This window comes from Cupriavidus plantarum (genome assembly GCF_905397285.1).
GTDB lineage: Bacteria > Pseudomonadota > Gammaproteobacteria > Burkholderiales > Burkholderiaceae > Cupriavidus > Cupriavidus plantarum.
Genome location: NZ_CAJPUX010000003.1, coordinates 55,037 through 72,460, shown reverse-complemented (window position 1 = coordinate 72,460; position 17,424 = coordinate 55,037). Strand labels below are relative to the sequence as shown.

The window sequence follows — 17,424 nt, the reverse complement described above, 5'->3', positions numbered from 1 at the left end:
TCAGGTGAGGCGATGCAGGATGACTTCGAGCACGAAGCGGCTGCCCACATACGCGAGCAGCAGGATGCCGAACGAGGCGATGACCCAGCGCAGCGCGGTACGGCCGCGCCAGCCGCGGAAATGCCGGCCGATCAGGATACCGCCGAACATGGCCCACGAGATGATCGCGAACACGGTCTTGTGGTCCATGCGGAAGGCGCGGCCGAACAGTTCCTCGGAGAACAGGAAGCCTGACGCGATCGTCATCGTCAGCAGCAGGAAGCCCGCGCCGATCAGCCGGAACAGCAGTTTCTCGAGCGTCAGCAACGGCGGCAACAGGTCCAGCCAGCGGCCCAGCCACTGCCCCTGCACGCGCTCGTGCGTCGGCGACCCCTGGAAACCATGAAGCCGGCGCTCGGCCAGCAACATCAGGAACGCGTGGAAGGCGGCGAGCGTGAACAGGCCGTATGCCACGTTGGCGATGATGAAATGCAGCTTGAACAGCGGCCGCGCGGCATAGCCGAGGATCTGCGCGCCCGGGAACGCCAGCGGCATCAGGCTCGCGATCATCGCCACCGGCACGACGATCAGCCCGAGACCCGCGAGCGAAAAGAAGAAGCTTTCGATCCAGTAGATGCCGATACCGAGCCAGAGCATCGCCGACAGGGCGAACGCGAAGCCGAACACCATGCGGTCGGCCGGAAAGATCGTCTCGTGAAGCAGCAGGCCATGGCTCGCCAGCGCCGCCAGCATCAGCAGATGCCACCACGCCGGCTGGCTGTCCGAGCGGCCGCCGCCCGGGGGCACGCCGAGCGGCCCGGGGGACGAGAGGGCCGCAGAAGCCGCGCCGGGCTGGCCCAGCGGCATGCCTCCGGCGGCCGCGAGCCGGGGGTGCCGTGTCGACCAGCCGTGAAAGGCCAGGCCGCAATAGAGAAGTGCCGTCAGGGCATACAGTACAATGACCATTTGCGCAGTTTACCTTAGTGCCCTTGTCGGCGGCTCCCGCAGGCGCAAGCTCCTGCAACGACCGTGGACGAGCGTCGCACAGGCGCCTCACCCTAGCCGGAACTTCCCCCTTTTCTGCCATGCTGGACAACCTCACACAACGCCTGGCGCGGGTCGTCAAGACCATGCGCGGCGAGGCCCGACTGACCGAGGCCAATACCGCCGAGATGCTGCGCGAAGTGCGCCTTGCCATGCTCGAGGCCGACGTCGCCCTCCCGGTGGTCCGTGAATTCATCGCCCGCGTCAAGGAAAAGGCGCTCGGCGAAGACGTCGTCTCGAGCCTGACCCCCGGCCAGGCGCTGGTCGGCGTGGTCCAGCGCGAGCTGACCTCGGTCATCGGCGGCGAGGAAGCCGTCACCGCCGGCAACAAGGCCGGCGAGCTGAACCTCAACGTCCAGCCGCCCGCGATCATCCTGATGGCGGGCCTCCAGGGCGCCGGCAAAACGACCACGGTCGGCAAGCTGTCGAAGTGGCTCAAGGAAACGAAGAAGAAGAAGGTGCTGACCGTGTCGTGCGACGTGTATCGTCCCGCCGCTATCGCCCAGCTGAAAACCGTGTCCGAGCAGGTCGGCGCGGACTTCTTCCCGTCGCAGCCGGACCAGAAGCCGGTGGACATCGCGCGCGCCGCGGTGGACTGGGCGCGCAAGCATTATCACGATGTGCTGATCGTCGATACGGCCGGCCGGCTCGGTATCGACGAGGCGATGATGAAAGAAATCGCCGCGCTGCACGCCGAACTCAAGCCCGCCGAAACGCTGTTCGTCGTGGACGCGATGCTCGGCCAGGACGCGGTCAACACGGCCAAGGCGTTCAACGACACGCTCCCGCTGACGGGCGTCGTGCTGACCAAGCTGGATGGCGATGCGCGCGGCGGTGCCGCCCTCTCCGTCCGCCACGTGACGGGCCGCCCCATCAAGTTCGTCGGCGTCGGCGAAAAGCTGGACGGACTAGAGCCGTTCTATCCGGACCGCATGGCCCAGCGGATTCTTGGCATGGGCGACATCCTCGCGCTGGTCGAGGAAGCGCAGCGCGGCGTGGACATGGACGCCGCCGAGAAGCTCGCCAAGAAGATCAAGAAGACCGGCGGTTTCGACCTCGAGGACTTCAAGGCGCAGATTGGCCAGATGAAGAAGATGGGTGGGATCGGCAGCCTCGTGGACAAGCTGCCCGCGCAGTTCGCCCAGCAGGCGCAGGGCGCCAACATGGATCAGGCGGAGAAGCAGGTGCGCCGGATGGAAGGCATCATCAACAGCATGACGCCGCAGGAACGCGCCAAGCCGGAACTGATCAAGGCCAGCCGCAAGCGCCGCATCGCGGCGGGCGCCGGCGTGCCGGTGCAGGAAGTCAACCGGCTGCTGAACCAGTTCGACCAGATGCAGGGCATGATGAAAAAGCTCAAGGGCGGCGGCATGATGAAGATGATGCGCCAGATGGGCGCGATGAAGGGCGGCATGAAGGGCCTCTTCAACCGCTGAGCCTCCACAAACTAGGATATCGATCATGTTGACCGCAGAACAGGCTCGCGAACTCTGGTCCAGCTCCGAGGAAATCGTCAGCGCCGCGGAAGTGGAAGCGTCGCTGGACCGCATGGCGGGCGAGATCACCGCCCGCATGGGTGACGCCTTTCCGCTCGTGCTGTCCGTGATGGGAGGCGCCGTCGTCTTCACGGGCATGCTGCTGCCAAAGCTGCAGTTTCCGCTGGAGTTCGACTACATTCACCTCTCGCGCTACAACAACAAGACGGTGGGTGGCGAGATGCAGTGGCGCGTGGCGCCGCGCGAATCGGTCAAGGACCGCATCGTGCTCGTGCTCGACGACATCCTCGACGAAGGCGAGACGATGGCCGCGATCCGCGAGCGCATCATGGACATGGGCGCGAAGGAGTTCCACGCGGCCGTGTTGTGCGAGAAGACGCTGTCGAAGCCGAAGCCCATGCATCCGGACTTCTGCGGCTTCAAGGTGCCGGACCGTTACGTGTTCGGCTGCGGCATGGACGCCAAGGGCTACTGGCGCAACCTCGGCACGATTCGCGCGCTGCTCTGAGGAGAGTGCCGAGGGGAATGAAGGTCAGGCGTGGTGGCCGGCCAGGATCGGCCACAGCGACGCCAGCAGCAACAGCGCCATCGTCACGTTGAACGCGCGCAGCACGCGTGGCGACGCAAGCCAGCGGCGCAGCGCGGATCCGAACACCGCCCACATCGCCACGCTCGGCAGGTTGATTACCGCGAAGACGCCCGCCATCAGCAGCACGTTGAGCCAGACATTGCCGTGCAGCACGTAGGTGCTGCACGCGCCCACCGCCATCACCCACGCCTTCGGATTCACCCACTGGAACGCCGCCGCGCGGAGGAACGTCATCGGCCGCGCGACGTCGCGGTCCTGCACGCCGCCCGACGTCGCCAGCTTCCACGCGAGCCAGACCAGATAGACGGCGGCGACCGCGCGCAGCACGTGCCATGTCCACGGCAGCGCGGTGAACACCGAACCCAGACCCAATCCGACCAGCGCCACCATCAGCGAGAAACCGATGCTGATGCCCAGCAGATGCGGCACCGTGCGCGCAAAGCCGAAGTTCACGCCCGAGGCCAGCACCATCGTGTTGTTCGGACCGGGGGTGATCGAGGAAACGAGCGCGAACGCGCAGAACGCTGCGAACATGCCGGAGCCGGCAAGAAGCTGACCGAGAGCCATGGGAATTCCAGAAACGGGTAACGATGGAACACCCAAGTCTAGGCGGCTCCGCCTATACAGTACCGGTACGGTTTAGCTAAAAGGTGCCGGTACGCGTCAGATCGCGCTCCGGTACGGATGTTCGCGCAGCCACTTGGTGGCGATCCATTTCTCGCCCGACTCCACCGGCAACCCGGCGTGCAGGGTGCGATCGTCGAGGCCGCCATCGGGCAACTGATAGCTGAAGAACACCGCATTGCCCTTGACCGGCGCCACCTCGAGCCCGAGCTTCGGGAACGCCGTGGCGCCACCGGCAGGCGGGCTGTTGAGGTAAATGACGAGCGTGGCCACGCGCTGGCCGCCGACGCGTAACTGGCGTGCCTCGCCTGGGCGCTGCGGATTGAAGAAGTCGAAGTGCGGCTGGTACTCGCCGCCGGGCTTGTAGTTCAGGATCTGCAGGCCTTCGCCATGCTCGACGGGAAGCCCCGTGACCGCCGCGATGCGCGCCTCGATGCGTTCGATCAGCGCGTGCTCGCCCACCTGGAACATCGCGCCCATGCTCGTGCGCGCGTCGATCAGATTCTCGTCGCCGGTATCGGGATTCACCACGGGCGAACGCTCGAGCCTGCCCCGCGACAACGCGACCAGCGCGTCGCACTCGGCATCGGTCAGCAGGTTCTGCAGCAGCAGAATCCGCGGGGCTTCCAGCGCGAACAGGATGGGAATCGTATGACCGAGATGCCGGAACGCGTTGCCGCCCGGCTGTTGCGCGACGTCGCTGCCCGCCGGCTGCTGCGCCGACACGGCCGACAACCCCACGGATGCGGGCGCCATCATCGGCGTACGCATCGGCGCCGCGGCCGTCGGCGGCATCGGCAGTCCCAATGCGGCCGCCACGGTGTCGCGCGCGAATGCCGCGTCGTAGCCCGAGCGCAGCATCGAGCGAACCAGCGCCTCGGCGCCGAATCCCTGTTCGATATGTCGCGCCAGCCAGTGCTCCAGCTCGGGCGAGGAGGAGCAATAGCCGCCCTTCGTCTCGATGGTCATGATCGCGTTACGTCAGGATGGATTGGTGATCCGCTGCGGCGAGAAAGGATTGCGCGCGGGCGCTTCCGGCGGCAATGCGCGCCGCGCGGGCGCCGCGGGCTCCGGGTCGCCGGCCATGGTCACCGTCGCTTCAGAATACTGCCAGCGCTTCCACGCCGCCAGCACCGCGTTCGGATATTCGGGCCGGCCCCGGCTGCCGTTGTACCGGCCGAGCGCCAGGAACAGGTCGCCGCTCTCGCGGTCGAGGTAGTGGCGCAGGATCGTGCAGCCGTACCGCAGGTTGCTCTGCAGGTGGAAGAGCTTGCGCGTGTCGCCATCGCCGATCGCGCGCACCCAGAACGGCATGACCTGCATCAGGCCGCGCGCATCGGCCGAGCTGATCGCGTATTTGCGAAATCCGCTTTCGACCTGGACGAGACCGAGCACGAGCGCCGGTTCGAGCCCCGCGCGCTTGGCCTCGTAATACACGGTCTCGATCAGCTCCACGCGCACCTGCGGCTCCGGGATCTTCGCCTCGAGGCGGCGCGACATCTCGCCGAGCCACTTCAGGTAGCCAAGCCGCTCCGTGCCGCTCGCGAACGCGGGCCGCACGGGCCGGTTGTCGGCGATCGCCGCGGCCAGCGCGCCGCGCACGGAGTCGGCCAGCGCCTCCTCCTTCTGCGCGCCGGCATACGCCGCGCCTGCCGTCAGCGTCAGCCCCAGCGTGAGCACCAGACCGCCCGCGCGCATCAGCCGATGCAGCGGACGAAGGCGCGTAGCGGAGCGGTGCGGCCGGGCGTTCATGGCACTCAGTTCGCGAGCTTGCCGCGCACGTGCGCGACGATATCGGCCACGGCGACCTGCGTTGCCTCGGTATCGCGACGGCCCTGGTACTCGACCTTGCCTTCCTTCAGGCCACGGTCGCCGACCACCACGCGATGCGGTACGCCGATCAGTTCCCAGTCGGCGAACATTACGCCCGGACGCTCGCCGCGATCGTCGATGATCACGTCCACGCCGGCTGCGAGCAGCTCCGCGTGGATGCGGTCGGCCTCGGCCTTCACGCCTTCCGAGCGGTCGTAGCCCAGCGGGCAGATCACCACGGCGAACGGCGCGATCGCAGCCGGCCAGATGATGCCGCGCTCGTCGAAGTTCTGTTCGATCGCCGCGCCCAGGATCCGCGTCACGCCAATGCCGTAGCAGCCCATCTGCATCGGCTGCGTCTTGCCGTTCTGGTCCAGGTACGTCGCGTTCATCGATTCCGAATACCGCGTGCCGAGCATGAACACGTGGCCGACTTCGATGCCGCGGCAGATGTCCAGCACGCCCTTGCCGTCCGGCGAGGCGTCGCCCGCCACCACGTTGCGGATATCCGCGACGATCGGCTCGGGCAGGTCGCGGCCCCAGTTCACGCCCGTCAGGTGATAGTCGCGCTCGTTCGCGCCAACGCAGAAGTCGCTCATGTTCGCGACCGTGCGATCGGCAACGACCTTGACGGGCTTCTTCGTGCCGACGGGACCGAGGTAGCCCGGCGGCGTGCCGAACGTCTCGACGATCTCGGCTTCCGTTGCGAAACGGAAGTCCAGCAACCCCGGCACCTTCGAGGCCTTGACCTCGTTCAGTTCGTGGTCGCCGCGCAACAGCAGCAGCCAGATCTCGGCGCCCGTATTGGCACCTTCCGCGGCGTCCTTGGCCAGCACGATCGACTTGATCGTACGTTCGAGCGGCATGCCGAGGAACTCGGCCACGTGCTCGCACTTGGCCTTGCCGGGCGTCGAGGCCTTGACCATCGCCTCCGTGGGCGCGGCCCGGCTGGCGATCAGCGGCAGCGCCTCTGCCGCCTCCATGTTGGCCGCGTAGTCCGAAGTCGGGCAGTACACGATGGCGTCCTCGCCGGTGTCGGCGATCACGTGGAACTCGTGCGAGCCCGAGCCGCCGATCGCGCCGTTGTCGGCGGCCACCGCGCGAAATTCGAGACCGAACCGCTGGAAGATGCGCACGTACGCGTCATACATCGACTTGTACGAGACCTTTAGCCCTTCGACGTCGCGGTCGAACGAGTACGCATCCTTCATCGTGAATTCGCGGCCGCGCATGATGCCGAAGCGCGGACGGCGCTCGTCGCGGAATTTCGTCTGAATCTGATAGAAATTCACCGGCAGCTGCTTGTAGCTGCGGATTTCGCTGCGCGCGATGTCCGTCACCACCTCCTCCGAGGTCGGCTGGACGGCGAAATCGCGTTCATGGCGGTCCTTCAGGCGCAGCAGCTCCGGGCCCATCTTGTCCCAGCGGCCCGTTTCCTGCCACAGCTCCGCCGGCTGGATCACCGGCATGGACAGCTCCACCGCCCCGGCACGGTTCATTTCCTCGCGGACGATGTTCTCCACCTTGCGGATCACGCGCAGGCCCACTGGCATGTAGTTATAGATGCCGGCGCCGAGCTTCTTGATCATGCCGGCACGCATCATCAGTTTGTGCGACACGATTTCCGCGTCGGCGGGCGCTTCCTTGAGCGTGGAAATGAAGAATTGCGAGGCTTTCATCCGTTGATTTCTCTGCGATCTCTGCGTAAGTTCGTTCGGTGGGCGAGACGGGGGTGCGCGACGTCCAGGCAGACGCGCCTGAAACTGCCCTTGCCGCTCGGGGAAAACCAGCATTCCCCTCGCCGGGCCGACCCGCGCGCTTCCTTTATAATCGACGTAATTCTAAAGGATTCGAGGTGCAGTCATGCTCGATCGTGAAGGCTTTCGCCCGAACGTCGGCATCATCCTCATCAACGCACGCAACGAGGTCTTCTGGGGCAAGCGAATCGGCGAACATTCCTGGCAGTTTCCGCAAGGTGGCATCAAGTACGGCGAGACGCCGGAACAGGCCATGTACCGCGAGCTGCAAGAAGAAGTCGGCCTGCTTCCGGAGCACGTCAGGATTGTCGGTCGCACGCGCGACTGGCTGCGTTATGAGGTGCCGGACAAGTTCATTCGCCGCGAAATCCGCGGCCATTACAGGGGCCAGAAGCAGATCTGGTTCCTGCTGCGCATGGTCTGTCGCGACTGCGACATCCAGCTGCGCGCCAGCGACCATCCGGAATTCGATGCGTGGCGCTGGAGCCAGTACTGGGTGCCGCTGGATGCCGTCATCGAGTTCAAGCGCGACGTCTACCAGATGGCGCTGACCGAGTTGTCGCGCTTCCTGCATCGCAGCCGCGTGCCGCTGAGCCCGTACGGCAACCATCATGGCGGCCACGGCCGGCAAGGCGGACAGCGCCCGGCGGTCTCGTCGTGCGCGCCCGCTGCGGCCGCGCCCGCTCACTCTGCGACAATGGCGGCCGAACCTGCCGCGCCGGCCGATCCGGCGCCTACTGACCAAACGGAGTCCTGATGAAACGCTTTACCGGCCCGGCCGCTCGCGCCGGGCTGCTGCTTGTTGCAGCCTGCCTCGTGCTGGGAGGTTGCAAGACCAATAGCAAGCAACACGACGACGGCGAGGTCGCCTGGCTCGATCCGTTCGACACCAAGCCCTTCAAGGAAGGCGAAACGGTGTTGCCGGCCCCGCCGCAGGACGCCGATCTGATTCCGTTCTCCGTCAACGACTCGGGCAACTTCGACTTCGCGGTCGATGCCAAGTCCGTCAGCGTGGGCGCCGACAACGTCGTGCGCTACACGGTGGTCATCACGAGCAAGACCGGCGCGCGGAACGTGAGCTATGAAGGCATGCGCTGCGACGCGTTCGAGCGCAAGATCTACGCGACGATGCCGACCGGCAGCAAGGACTGGATTTCGAACCGCGGCATGGACGACTGGCAGCGGATGGCGACGCGCCAGCGCAACAGCTATGCGTCGACGCTTGCCACCGATTATTTCTGCGACGGCCGCACCGTCGCCGGCAAGCCGGAAAAGCTCGTGCGCGACCTGCGCGCGTACGCCCCGACCTTCCGCAAGTAATCCGGAGCGGTGCCGCGCTCCCGCGCGGCACCGCATCGCCTTACACCAGCACCAGGTTGTCGCGATGGATGAGCTCGGGCTCGTTCAGATGGCCCAGCACCGTCTCGATCTCCGATGACGGCTTGCGCGCGATCAGGCGGGCCTCGGCGCTCGAATAGTTGGTGATGCCGCGCGCGACTTCGAGTCCCGCCGGATCCACGCACGCGATGACCTCGCCGCGCGCGAATTCCCCCTGCACTTCCACCACGCCGATCGGCAGCAGCGACTTGCCGCCGCCCGTCAGCTTTTCCACCGCGCCAGCGTCGATGATCACGCGCCCGCGCAGCTGCAGATGGTCCGCCATCCACTGCTTGCGCGCGGTCAGCCGGCCCGTCGGCGCGAGCAACTGCGTGCCGATGGCTTCGCCCTCGGCCAGACGCTCCAGCACATTGGCTTCGCGGCCCGACGCGATCGTCGTGTGCGCGCCCGACTTGGCCGCGCGCTTGGCCGCGAGAATCTTGGTCAGCATGCCGCCGCGGCCGATCGCGCTGCCCGCGCCGCCGGCCATCGCCTCGAGCTCGAGCGTGCCAGCCATGGCCTCGTGCACGAACTCGGCGTTCGGGTCCTTGCGCGGATCGGCCGTGTAGAGGCCGCGCTGATCGGTGAGGATGACCAGCGCATCCCCTTCGATCAGGTTCGTCACGAGCGCGCCGAGCGTGTCGTTGTCGCCGAACTTGATTTCGTCGGTGACGACCGTGTCGTTCTCGTTGATGATCGGGACGACGCCGAGCGACAACAGCGTCAGCAGCGTCGAGCGGGCATTGAGGTAGCGCTCCCGGTCGGCCAGGTCGGCATGGGTCAGCAGCACCTGCGCGGTGCGGATGCCATAGCGGCCGAACTGCGTTTCATAGACCTGCGCCAGCCCCATCTGCCCGACGGCGGCGGCGGCCTGCAGCTCGTGGATTTCGCGCGGACGCCGCGTCCAGCCGAGGCGCTGCATCCCTTCGGCGATGGCGCCCGAGCTGACCAGCACCACTTCCTTGCCGGCCGCGCGCAGCTTGGCGATCTGCGCGGCCCAGCGCGCGATCGCGTCGTGATCGAGTCCCTTGCCGTCGTTGGTGACAAGGCTCGACCCCACCTTGACGACGATGCGTTTTGCCTGCGCGATGACCGATTGCATGGTGGGGTACCGAAAAAATTGAAGATCGGGGAGCGATCAGGATTCGCCGTCGCCGCGGTCCACATTGTGCAGGCGATCGTCGAGCCGGATATCGGGATCGGCGAGCGCCGCGGCTTCCGCGGCCTTGATCGCCTCCAGATGGTCCTTGATGGCGTAGATCAGTTCGCGGCAGCCATCACCGGCCAGCGCGGAGATCTGGAACACCGGACCCTTCCACTTGTAGCGCTTGACGAAGTCCTTCACGCGCGCGGCGCGCTCTTCCTCGGGCACCATGTCGAGCTTGTTGAGCACGAGCCAGCGCGGCTTGGCGTACAGCTCCTCGTCGTACTTCTTCAGCTCGTTGACGATCGCGCGCGCCTCGGCCACCGGATCGACGTTCTCGTCGAACGGCGCGAGATCCACGATATGCAGCAGCAGACCGGTCCGCTGCAGATGGCGCAGGAACTGATGGCCCAGGCCCGCCCCTTCGGCCGCGCCTTCGATCAGGCCCGGAATGTCGGCCACCACGAACGACTGCTCGTGGTCGACGCGGACCACGCCCAGATTCGGGTGGAGCGTCGTGAACGGATAGTCGGCCACCTTCGGCCGCGCATTCGAGATATGCGAGATGAACGTCGACTTGCCCGCGTTGGGCATGCCGAGCAGACCCACGTCGGCCAGGACCTTGAGCTCGAGCTTGAGCATGCGGCGCTCGCCCGGCTTGCCGTCCACCTGCTGGCGCGGCGCGCGGTTGGTACTCGACTTGAAATGCAGGTTGCCCCAGCCGCCCATGCCGCCTTCGGCAAGGCAGACGGTCTGGCCGTGCTCGGTCAGGTCGGCGACGATCTCGCCGGTATCCATGTCCGTGATCAGCGTGCCGACGGGCATGCGCAGCGTGACATCTTCGCCGGCGGCGCCATAGCAGTCGGAACCCCGGCCGTTCTCGCCATTCTTCGCCACGTGCTTCTTCGCGTAGCGGAAGTCGATCAGCGTGTTGATGTTGCGGTCGGCCTGCGCGAATACGCTGCCGCCGCGGCCGCCGTCACCGCCATCGGGGCCACCAAACGGCACAAACTTCTCGCGCCGGAACGACGCGCTCCCGTTGCCGCCATTGCCGGCAATCGCTTCGATTCGGGCTTCGTCGATGAACTTCATGATGATTTTCCGTATGGGCTTCGGCTGGCGGCCTCAACATTGTCGCCAGAAATGAAAAAGCCCCGCAAGCGTTGCGGGGCCTTCGTGCTGCAAAGGCTCTTATCAGGCCGCCGGAACGACGCTGACTTGCTGCTTCTTGGCAGCGCCCTTGACGGCGAACTGCACGTGACCGTCAACCAGCGCGAACAGCGTGTGGTCCTTGCCGATGCCGACGTTTTCGCCAGCATGCACGCGCGTACCGCGTTGACGAACGATGATGCCGCCGGCGTTGATGGCCTGGCCACCGTACACCTTCACGCCCAGGCGCTTCGATTCCGAATCACGGCCGTTCCGCGTGGAACCGCCGCCTTTTTTCTGTGCCATGTCTTACTCCTGTCTAGGCCGAATTTCGCTTAGGCAACGATCGTGTCGATGCGCAGCTCGGTGTAATTCTGACGATGGCCCTGACGCTTTTGATAGTGCTTGCGACGGCGCATCTTGAAGATCTTCACCTTGTCGTGACGACCTTGGGAGATCACGGTAGCCTTGACGGAAGCCCCGCTCACCAGCGGCGTACCAAACTTGATTTGGTCGCCGGCGCCCACTGCGAGCACCTGGTCCAGCGTGATTTCTGCGCCAATGTCTGCCGGTATCTGTTCTACTTTAAGTTTTTCGCCAGCAGCAACCTTGTATTGCTTGCCGCCGGTTTTTACGACCGCGTACATTGTCGAACCTCTCGATGTGAATGAAGCGAAAAATGCTGCCCGGCAAGCCAACCAGGTTGGCCAATCCCTCACGGGCGGGCGCCGCTTCTTACGCCCCTGACTCCGAAATGCCTGGGCAGAACAGCCGAGACAGACCGAAGGAACCGGCAATTCTATACCAGCTTGCGGAAAAGCGCAAAGGAAACAAATAGATAGCCAGCCTCGGGCCGCCAGCGGCGGCTCAGGCACTTGCCGGGCGCGGGGCGTCAGGTCAGATCGGCCAGCAGAAAGCCGGCCAGCGCGGCAAAGGCGATCCACCACACGGTGCGTCGCGACTGCCGGCGGGATGCGCGGGTCTTGTCCATGCGCGCATTATAGGACCCGCGCCGCGCGGCAGCCATTCCCTCACATGGTTCGCATATAATCCACCGGTTTTGCGTAACGGTGATCATCTTGTCCCAGTCTTCCGCCACTGCCTTGCTTGCCCCGGTCGCTGCCGACATGCGCGCCGTTGACGCCGTCATTCGTCATCGACTGGCATCGGAAGTGCCGCTGATCGAGCAGATCGGCGAATACATCATCGGCGCGGGCGGCAAGCGCCTGCGTCCCGTGATCCTGCTGCTGTCGGCCCGCGCCTTCGGCTACGACGGCCATCGCCACCACGAACTGGCGGCTGTCGTCGAGTTCATCCACACCGCCACGCTGCTACACGACGACGTCGTCGACGAATCGGAACTGCGCCGCGGCCGCGAGACCGCCAACGCGGTGTTCGGCAATGCCGCGAGCGTGCTCGTGGGCGACTTCCTCTATTCGCGCGCGTTCCAGATGATGGTCGACGCCGGCAGCATGCGCATCATGGAGATCCTCTCCAACGCGACCAACGTGATCGCGGAAGGGGAAGTCCTCCAGCTGCTCAACATGCATGACCCCGAGGTGACCGTCGAACGGTACCTGCAGGTCATCCGCTACAAGACCGCCAAGCTCTTCGAAGCCTCCGCGCAACTCGGCGCGGTACTCGCGGGCGCGGACGCGGCCATGGAAGAAGCGGCCGCCGAATACGGCCGCCGCATCGGCACCGCGTTCCAGCTGATCGACGACATGCTGGACTACACCGCAAGCGCGGAGCAGATGGGCAAGAACGCCGGCGACGACCTACGCGAGGGCAAGCCCACGCTGCCGCTGCTGCATCTGCTCGAGCACGGCACGTCGGAACAACGCGAACTCGCGCGCGACGCGATCGTCCAGGGCGGCACCGAACACTTCGACGCGGTTTTCGCGGCCATCCACGCAAGCGGCGCGCTCGACGTGACGTTCGCGGCCGCGCAACGCGAGGCGGAAGCCGCGGAAAAAGCGGCAATGCAATTTCCCCCTTCCCAACTGAAAGAAACGCTGATAGACTTGTGTGCTTTCTCGCTGCAACGTCAGTCGTAACACACAACGCCCGACGCGCAGTAAACCACAGCGAAGAAAAAACGAAATCGGGGTGTAGCTTAGCCTGGTAGAGCGCTACGTTCGGGACGTAGAGGCCGGAGGTTCGAATCCTCTCACCCCGACCAGATTTCAAAGAAAAAGCCGCACAGCAATGTGCGGCTTTTTTGCTTTCCGGGCGCTTTTCCGATCCATTCTGATCCTTTTCCCGCCCGACCAAATCTCCCGTTGCACATTGACTTGTGACAGCCCCGCGCAAGTAGGGTTGCGGACTGTCGCGCAAACGCCAACACCGCCTCCCGCCTCGCTTTACAAAAAGTGACCCCACCGGCAAACTGGCCCGAATCCGGGACGTTCGCCCCGCCGCTCCCGCCGTAGTCAACCATGCGCGTTGCCGTGGCCCCGGGCTGTTTTGCCGGCGCACTGGGCGGCGCGTTCATACGCATCGTATTGCCATGACACTAGGCCTCGCCCTGGCGCAGAGCCGGCGGATCGCGCCCGCGTTGCTTGCCCAGCTGGAACAGACGGCGCGTGAGAAGAAAACGCAGCTGATCGACGAGATCATCGCGAGCGGCACGATGAGCGCGCACGACGTCGCGATCTTTGCCGCGGACAAGTATCAGCTCCCGTTGCTCGACCTCGCGCAGTACAACCTCGCGCGCGTGCCGCCCGCGCTCGCGGGCAACCGCGACTTCCATGCGCATCGGCTGCTGCCGCTCGGCCGCCGCGAGAACCGCCTGATCGTCGCGATGTCCGATCCCGCGAACCAGGCCGGTATCGACGCCATCAAGCAGAAGTTCAACCTGCCCGTGGAAACGGTCGTGGTCGAACACGACAAGCTGATGAAGCAGGTGCGGTCGGCCGGCGAGGCGCCGGGCACGCTCAAGAACATTTCGCCCGGGATCGGCGCCACGCCGACGAAGATGATCGACTACGATCCCGTCGCCGCGGCGGGCGCGCGCAAGGGCACCGGCAACGAGATCGACGACGCGCCGGTCGTGCGCTTCCTCCAGAAGCTGCTCACGGAAGCCTTCCAGCGCGGCGCGTCGGACCTCCACTTCGAACCGTTCGAGTTCTTCTATCGCATTCGCTTCCGCGTGGACGGCGTGCTGCAGGAGGTCGCGCGGCCGCCGCTCGATATCCGCGACAAGATCGCGACGCGGATCAAGGTGCTGTCGCGCCTCGATATCTCGGAGAAGCGCGTGCCGCAGGACGGCCGCATGAAGCTACTGCTTACACTGCCGAAGGACAAGGACGGCAAGGAAACGATCGAGAAGGCGATCGACTTCCGCGTCTCCACGCTGCCCACGCTGTTCGGCGAGAAGATCGTGATGCGGATTCTGGAGTCTTCGTCCGACAAGCTCGATATCGACCAGCTCGGCTACGAGCCCGACCAGAAGGCCCTGCTTCTCGACGTGATCAAGCGCCCCTACGGCATGGTGCTCGTCACGGGCCCGACCGGCAGCGGCAAGACCGTGTCGCTCTATACGTTCCTGAACCTGCTGAACCAGGGCGACATCAATATCTCCACCGCCGAGGATCCGGCGGAAATCCAGCTGCCCGGCATCAACCAGGTCAACGTCAACGACAAGGCCGGCCTGACGTTTGCGGCCGCGCTCAAGTCGTTCCTGCGGCAGGATCCGGACATCATCATGGTCGGCGAAATCCGCGACCTCGAAACCGCGGATATCTCCATCAAGGCCGCGCAGACGGGCCACCTGGTCCTGTCCACGCTGCATACGAACGACGCGCCCACCACGCTCACACGGTTGATGAACATGGGCGTGGCGCCCTTCAACATCGCATCGAGCGTGCTGCTGATTACCGCGCAGCGTCTCGCGCGACGGCTGTGCACGTGCAAGCGCGCGGGCGACCTGTCGCGCGACGTGTTGCTGGACGCGGGATTCCGGGAGGCCGATGTCGACGGCTCCTGGCAGCCGTATCACCCGGTCGGGTGCGAGCGCTGCAATGGCAGCGGGTACAAGGGACGGTGCGGCATCTATCAGGTGATGCCCATCACGGAAGCCATGCAGCAGATCATCCTTTCGCACGGCACGGCGCTGCAAATCGCCGAGCAGGCGCGCCGCGATGGCGTGCTATCGTTGCGCGAGGCTGGCCTGCTGAAGGTCAAGCAGGGGGTCACGTCACTCGAAGAAGTGCTGGCCACCACGAATACGTAACGACGTAGCAGTCCAATAAGAAATTTTTGTCGGGGGTCACAACATGGCGACGCGCGCACCAGCGGCGGGCGCCCGGACAGCGGCATCGTCCCGGGCAACGGGTACAACGGGTTCAACCAAAGGGCGGAAGGCGCCCACGCAGTACATCTTCGAGTGGGAAGGCAAGGACCGCAAGGGCAAGACCTTCACCGGCGAGCAACGCGCGGAGAGCGCGGCGGAGGTCACCGCCACGCTACGCAAGCAGGGCCTGACGGTCGTCAAGCTCAAGAAGCGCAAGGCCGCGCGCGGCCGCAAGATTACCGAGAAGGACATCGCGTACTTCACGCGCCAGCTGTCGACGATGCTCAAGGCCGGCATTCCGCTGCTGCAATCGATCGACATCATCGCGCGCGGCCATGCGAACCCGAACTTCACGCAACTGCTGTCCGACATCCGCTTCGACATCGAGGCCGGCAGCAGCATGGCGATGGCGTTCCGCCGCCATCCGAAGTACTTCGACACGCTGTACTGCAACCTCATCGACGCCGGCGAACAGGGCGGTATCCTCGATGCGCTGCTCGAACGGCTGTCGCTGTACATGGAGAAGTCCATTGCGCTGAAGAGCCAGATCAAGTCCGCGATGATCTATCCGATCGCGGTGCTGACCGTGGCCTTTGCGGTGACCGTGATCCTGATGCTGTTCGTGATACCGGCCTTCAAGGGCGTGTTCTCGAGCTTCGGCGCGGCCCTGCCGGCGCCGACGCTGGTCGTCATCGGCATCTCGGACTTCTTTGTCAGCAACTGGTACTTTATCGTGTTCGCGCCAATGGTGGCGATCGTCGGCTATTTCCGGGCGCGCAGTAAATCGGAGAAGGTCCAGCGGTTTCACGACCGCGCGCTGCTGAAGCTGCCGATCTTCGGCAGCCTGTTCCGCAAGGCCGTGATTGCGCGATGGACGCGGACGCTGGCCACCATGTTCGCAGCCGGTACGCCGCTCGTGGAGTCAATGGAATCGGTCGCTGGCGCCGCGGGCAACTGGCTGTATTACGATGCCACGCGCGAGATCGAACAGGCCGTCCGCATCGGTACCAGCCTGACCAACGCGATGCAGGCCACGCACGTGTTCGACAACATGGTGCTGCAGATGACGCAGATCGGTGAGGAATCCGGTGCGCTCGACAACATGCTGCTCAAGGTCGCCGAGTTCTACGAGCGTGAGGTCGATGACGCCGTGGCCGCGATCTCGAGCCTGATCGAACCGCTGATCATCGTGATCCTCGGCGTGCTGATCGGCGGCATGGTCGTGGCAATGTATCTGCCAATCTTCAAGCTGGGACAGGTGGTGTAACGCATGCTGCAGGTATCGGAGCTGGCGGCGCTGCCGCCGGCCTTTCTCGTCTTCGCGGCCGGACTCATCGGCCTGATGGTCGGCAGCTTCCTCAACGTGGTGATCCACCGGGTACCGCGCATGATGGAGCACGACGAGGCCAACTACATCGCCGAGTTGCGCGGGGAACCGCTGCCCCATCCCGAGCGCTACAACCTCGTGGTGCCCCGCTCGGCGTGCCCGCACTGCGGGCACCAGATTGCCGCATGGGAGAACATCCCCATCGTCAGCTATCTGTTCCTGCGGGGCCGCTGCGCGGGGTGCAAGACGCGGATCAGCGTGCGCTACCCGCTCGTGGAGTTGACCAGCGCCGTGCTCAGCGCGCTGGCGATGTGGCACTACGGTCCGACCGTGCAGGCGCTCGCGGCCCTGGTCATGATCTGGGCGCTGATCGCCGCCACGATGATCGATGCCGACACGCAGCTGCTGCCCGACCAGATCACGCTGCCGCTGCTGTGGCTTGGTTTGCTGCTGAACCTCAAAGGCGTCTTCGTGCCGCTGGCCGATGCCGTGATCGGCGCGGCCGCGGGCTACCTCGTGCTGTGGTCGGCGTACTGGCTGTTCAAGCTCGTGCGTGGCAAGGAAGGCATGGGCTATGGCGACTTCAAGCTGATGGGCGCGCTCGGCGCGTGGTTCGGCTGGCAGGCGCTGCCAGCGCTCGTGCTGCTGTCCTCGGTGGTCGGCGCGGTCTTCGGCATCCTGATGCTCGTGGTGCGCCGGCAGGGGCGGGAAACGCCCTTCCCGTTCGGTCCGTTCATCGCGGGCGCGGGGCTGCTCGTGCTGTTCTTCGGCGCGGACCTGCTGCCGCTGGACCTCGGCATACACTGACCTTTTACCCAGGCCGCGCGCGCGC

General features: G+C 65.3%; 17 protein-coding genes and 1 tRNA gene. 9 read left to right on the top strand and 9 right to left on the bottom strand.

Translation table 11 applies throughout. The features are described 5' to 3' along the window. Nucleotides 1-945, bottom strand: a complete 945-nt coding sequence (locus KHP16_RS15000; RefSeq protein ID WP_109580067.1) for a cytochrome C assembly family protein — start codon at nucleotides 943-945, stop codon at nucleotides 1-3. A 119-nt stretch (nucleotides 946-1,064) separates the two neighbouring features. Between KHP16_RS15000 and ffh the strand changes: the two genes are divergently transcribed. Together ffh and KHP16_RS14990 are read left to right on the top strand one after the other, a co-directional pair. Beyond that, nucleotides 1,065-2,459, top strand: coding sequence for a signal recognition particle protein (gene ffh / locus KHP16_RS14995; RefSeq protein ID WP_109580066.1), 1,395 nt, complete (start codon nucleotides 1,065-1,067; stop codon nucleotides 2,457-2,459). Nucleotides 2,460-2,484: 25 nt separating this feature from the next. Next, a complete protein-coding gene (locus tag KHP16_RS14990) occupies nucleotides 2,485-3,027 on the top strand; it encodes a hypoxanthine-guanine phosphoribosyltransferase (RefSeq protein ID WP_109580065.1) in 543 nt (180 codons plus the stop codon). 24 nt (nucleotides 3,028-3,051) lie between these two features. On the opposite strand, the gene KHP16_RS14985 is transcribed toward KHP16_RS14990, so the two are convergent. The 4 genes from KHP16_RS14985 to KHP16_RS14970 all read right to left on the bottom strand — a co-directional run bounded on the left by KHP16_RS14985 (nucleotide 3,052) and on the right by KHP16_RS14970 (nucleotide 7,223). Next, nucleotides 3,052-3,675 (bottom strand): LysE family translocator, encoded by a 624-nt coding sequence (locus tag KHP16_RS14985; protein ID WP_109580064.1) that lies wholly within the window; start codon nucleotides 3,673-3,675, stop codon nucleotides 3,052-3,054. Nucleotides 3,676-3,771: 96 nt separating this feature from the next. Beyond that, nucleotides 3,772-4,701: a 2OG-Fe(II) oxygenase gene (locus tag KHP16_RS14980; RefSeq protein ID WP_109580063.1), complete on the bottom strand. Its 930-nt coding sequence runs from the start codon at nucleotides 4,699-4,701 to the stop codon at nucleotides 3,772-3,774. Between the two features lie 12 nt (nucleotides 4,702-4,713). Next, nucleotides 4,714-5,430, bottom strand: a complete 717-nt coding sequence (locus KHP16_RS14975; protein WP_109582549.1) for a lytic transglycosylase domain-containing protein — start codon at nucleotides 5,428-5,430, stop codon at nucleotides 4,714-4,716. A gap of 59 nt (nucleotides 5,431-5,489) precedes the next feature. Then, nucleotides 5,490-7,223 (bottom strand): proline--tRNA ligase, encoded by a 1,734-nt coding sequence (locus KHP16_RS14970; protein ID WP_109580062.1) that lies wholly within the window; start codon nucleotides 7,221-7,223, stop codon nucleotides 5,490-5,492. Between the two features lie 184 nt (nucleotides 7,224-7,407). Between KHP16_RS14970 and KHP16_RS14965 the strand changes: the two genes are divergently transcribed. Further along, the gene (locus KHP16_RS14965; RefSeq protein ID WP_109580061.1) at nucleotides 7,408-8,058 is read left to right on the top strand and encodes an RNA pyrophosphohydrolase; all 651 of its coding nucleotides are present in this window, start codon (nucleotides 7,408-7,410) and stop codon (nucleotides 8,056-8,058) included. Further along, nucleotides 8,058-8,621 carry a CNP1-like family protein gene (locus KHP16_RS14960; protein WP_109580060.1) on the top strand — a complete coding sequence of 188 codons (564 nt, stop codon included), beginning with the start codon at nucleotides 8,058-8,060 and terminating at the stop codon, nucleotides 8,619-8,621. Before KHP16_RS14965 ends, KHP16_RS14960 begins: the two co-directional genes overlap by 1 nt. Nucleotides 8,622-8,661: 40 nt before the next feature. Here KHP16_RS14960 and proB read toward each other — a convergent pair whose 3' ends face one another. The 4 genes from proB to rplU all read right to left on the bottom strand — a co-directional run bounded on the left by proB (nucleotide 8,662) and on the right by rplU (nucleotide 11,618). Further along, the gene (proB, locus tag KHP16_RS14955) at nucleotides 8,662-9,780 is read right to left on the bottom strand and encodes a glutamate 5-kinase (RefSeq protein ID WP_109580059.1); all 1,119 of its coding nucleotides are present in this window, start codon (nucleotides 9,778-9,780) and stop codon (nucleotides 8,662-8,664) included. Nucleotides 9,781-9,816: 36 nt separating this feature from the next. Beyond that, nucleotides 9,817-10,914, bottom strand: a complete 1,098-nt coding sequence (obgE, locus tag KHP16_RS14950; RefSeq protein ID WP_109580058.1) for a GTPase ObgE — start codon at nucleotides 10,912-10,914, stop codon at nucleotides 9,817-9,819. Between the two features lie 102 nt (nucleotides 10,915-11,016). After that, nucleotides 11,017-11,277 carry a 50S ribosomal protein L27 gene (gene rpmA, locus KHP16_RS14945; protein WP_019449572.1) on the bottom strand — a complete coding sequence of 87 codons (261 nt, stop codon included), beginning with the start codon at nucleotides 11,275-11,277 and terminating at the stop codon, nucleotides 11,017-11,019. 29 nt (nucleotides 11,278-11,306) lie between these two features. Beyond that, nucleotides 11,307-11,618 carry a 50S ribosomal protein L21 gene (rplU, locus tag KHP16_RS14940; RefSeq protein WP_109580057.1) on the bottom strand — a complete coding sequence of 104 codons (312 nt, stop codon included), beginning with the start codon at nucleotides 11,616-11,618 and terminating at the stop codon, nucleotides 11,307-11,309. 480 nt (nucleotides 11,619-12,098) lie between these two features. On the opposite strand from rplU, the gene KHP16_RS14935 reads away from it, so the two are divergent. From KHP16_RS14935 to KHP16_RS14915, 5 genes are all read left to right on the top strand, one after another. Further along, nucleotides 12,099-13,028: a polyprenyl synthetase family protein gene (locus tag KHP16_RS14935; protein ID WP_109580056.1), complete on the top strand. Its 930-nt coding sequence runs from the start codon at nucleotides 12,099-12,101 to the stop codon at nucleotides 13,026-13,028. Nucleotides 13,029-13,076: 48 nt separating this feature from the next. Continuing rightward, a tRNA-Pro gene (locus KHP16_RS14930) sits at nucleotides 13,077-13,153 on the top strand. 327 nt (nucleotides 13,154-13,480) lie between these two features. Continuing rightward, nucleotides 13,481-15,205: a type IV-A pilus assembly ATPase PilB gene (pilB, locus tag KHP16_RS14925; RefSeq protein ID WP_109580055.1), complete on the top strand. Its 1,725-nt coding sequence runs from the start codon at nucleotides 13,481-13,483 to the stop codon at nucleotides 15,203-15,205. A 43-nt stretch (nucleotides 15,206-15,248) separates the two neighbouring features. Next, nucleotides 15,249-16,532: a type II secretion system F family protein gene (locus tag KHP16_RS14920; protein WP_109580054.1), complete on the top strand. Its 1,284-nt coding sequence runs from the start codon at nucleotides 15,249-15,251 to the stop codon at nucleotides 16,530-16,532. Nucleotides 16,533-16,535: 3 nt separating this feature from the next. After that, nucleotides 16,536-17,399 carry a prepilin peptidase gene (locus KHP16_RS14915; protein ID WP_109580053.1) on the top strand — a complete coding sequence of 288 codons (864 nt, stop codon included), beginning with the start codon at nucleotides 16,536-16,538 and terminating at the stop codon, nucleotides 17,397-17,399. The last annotated feature ends 25 nt before the right edge of the window (nucleotides 17,400-17,424 follow it).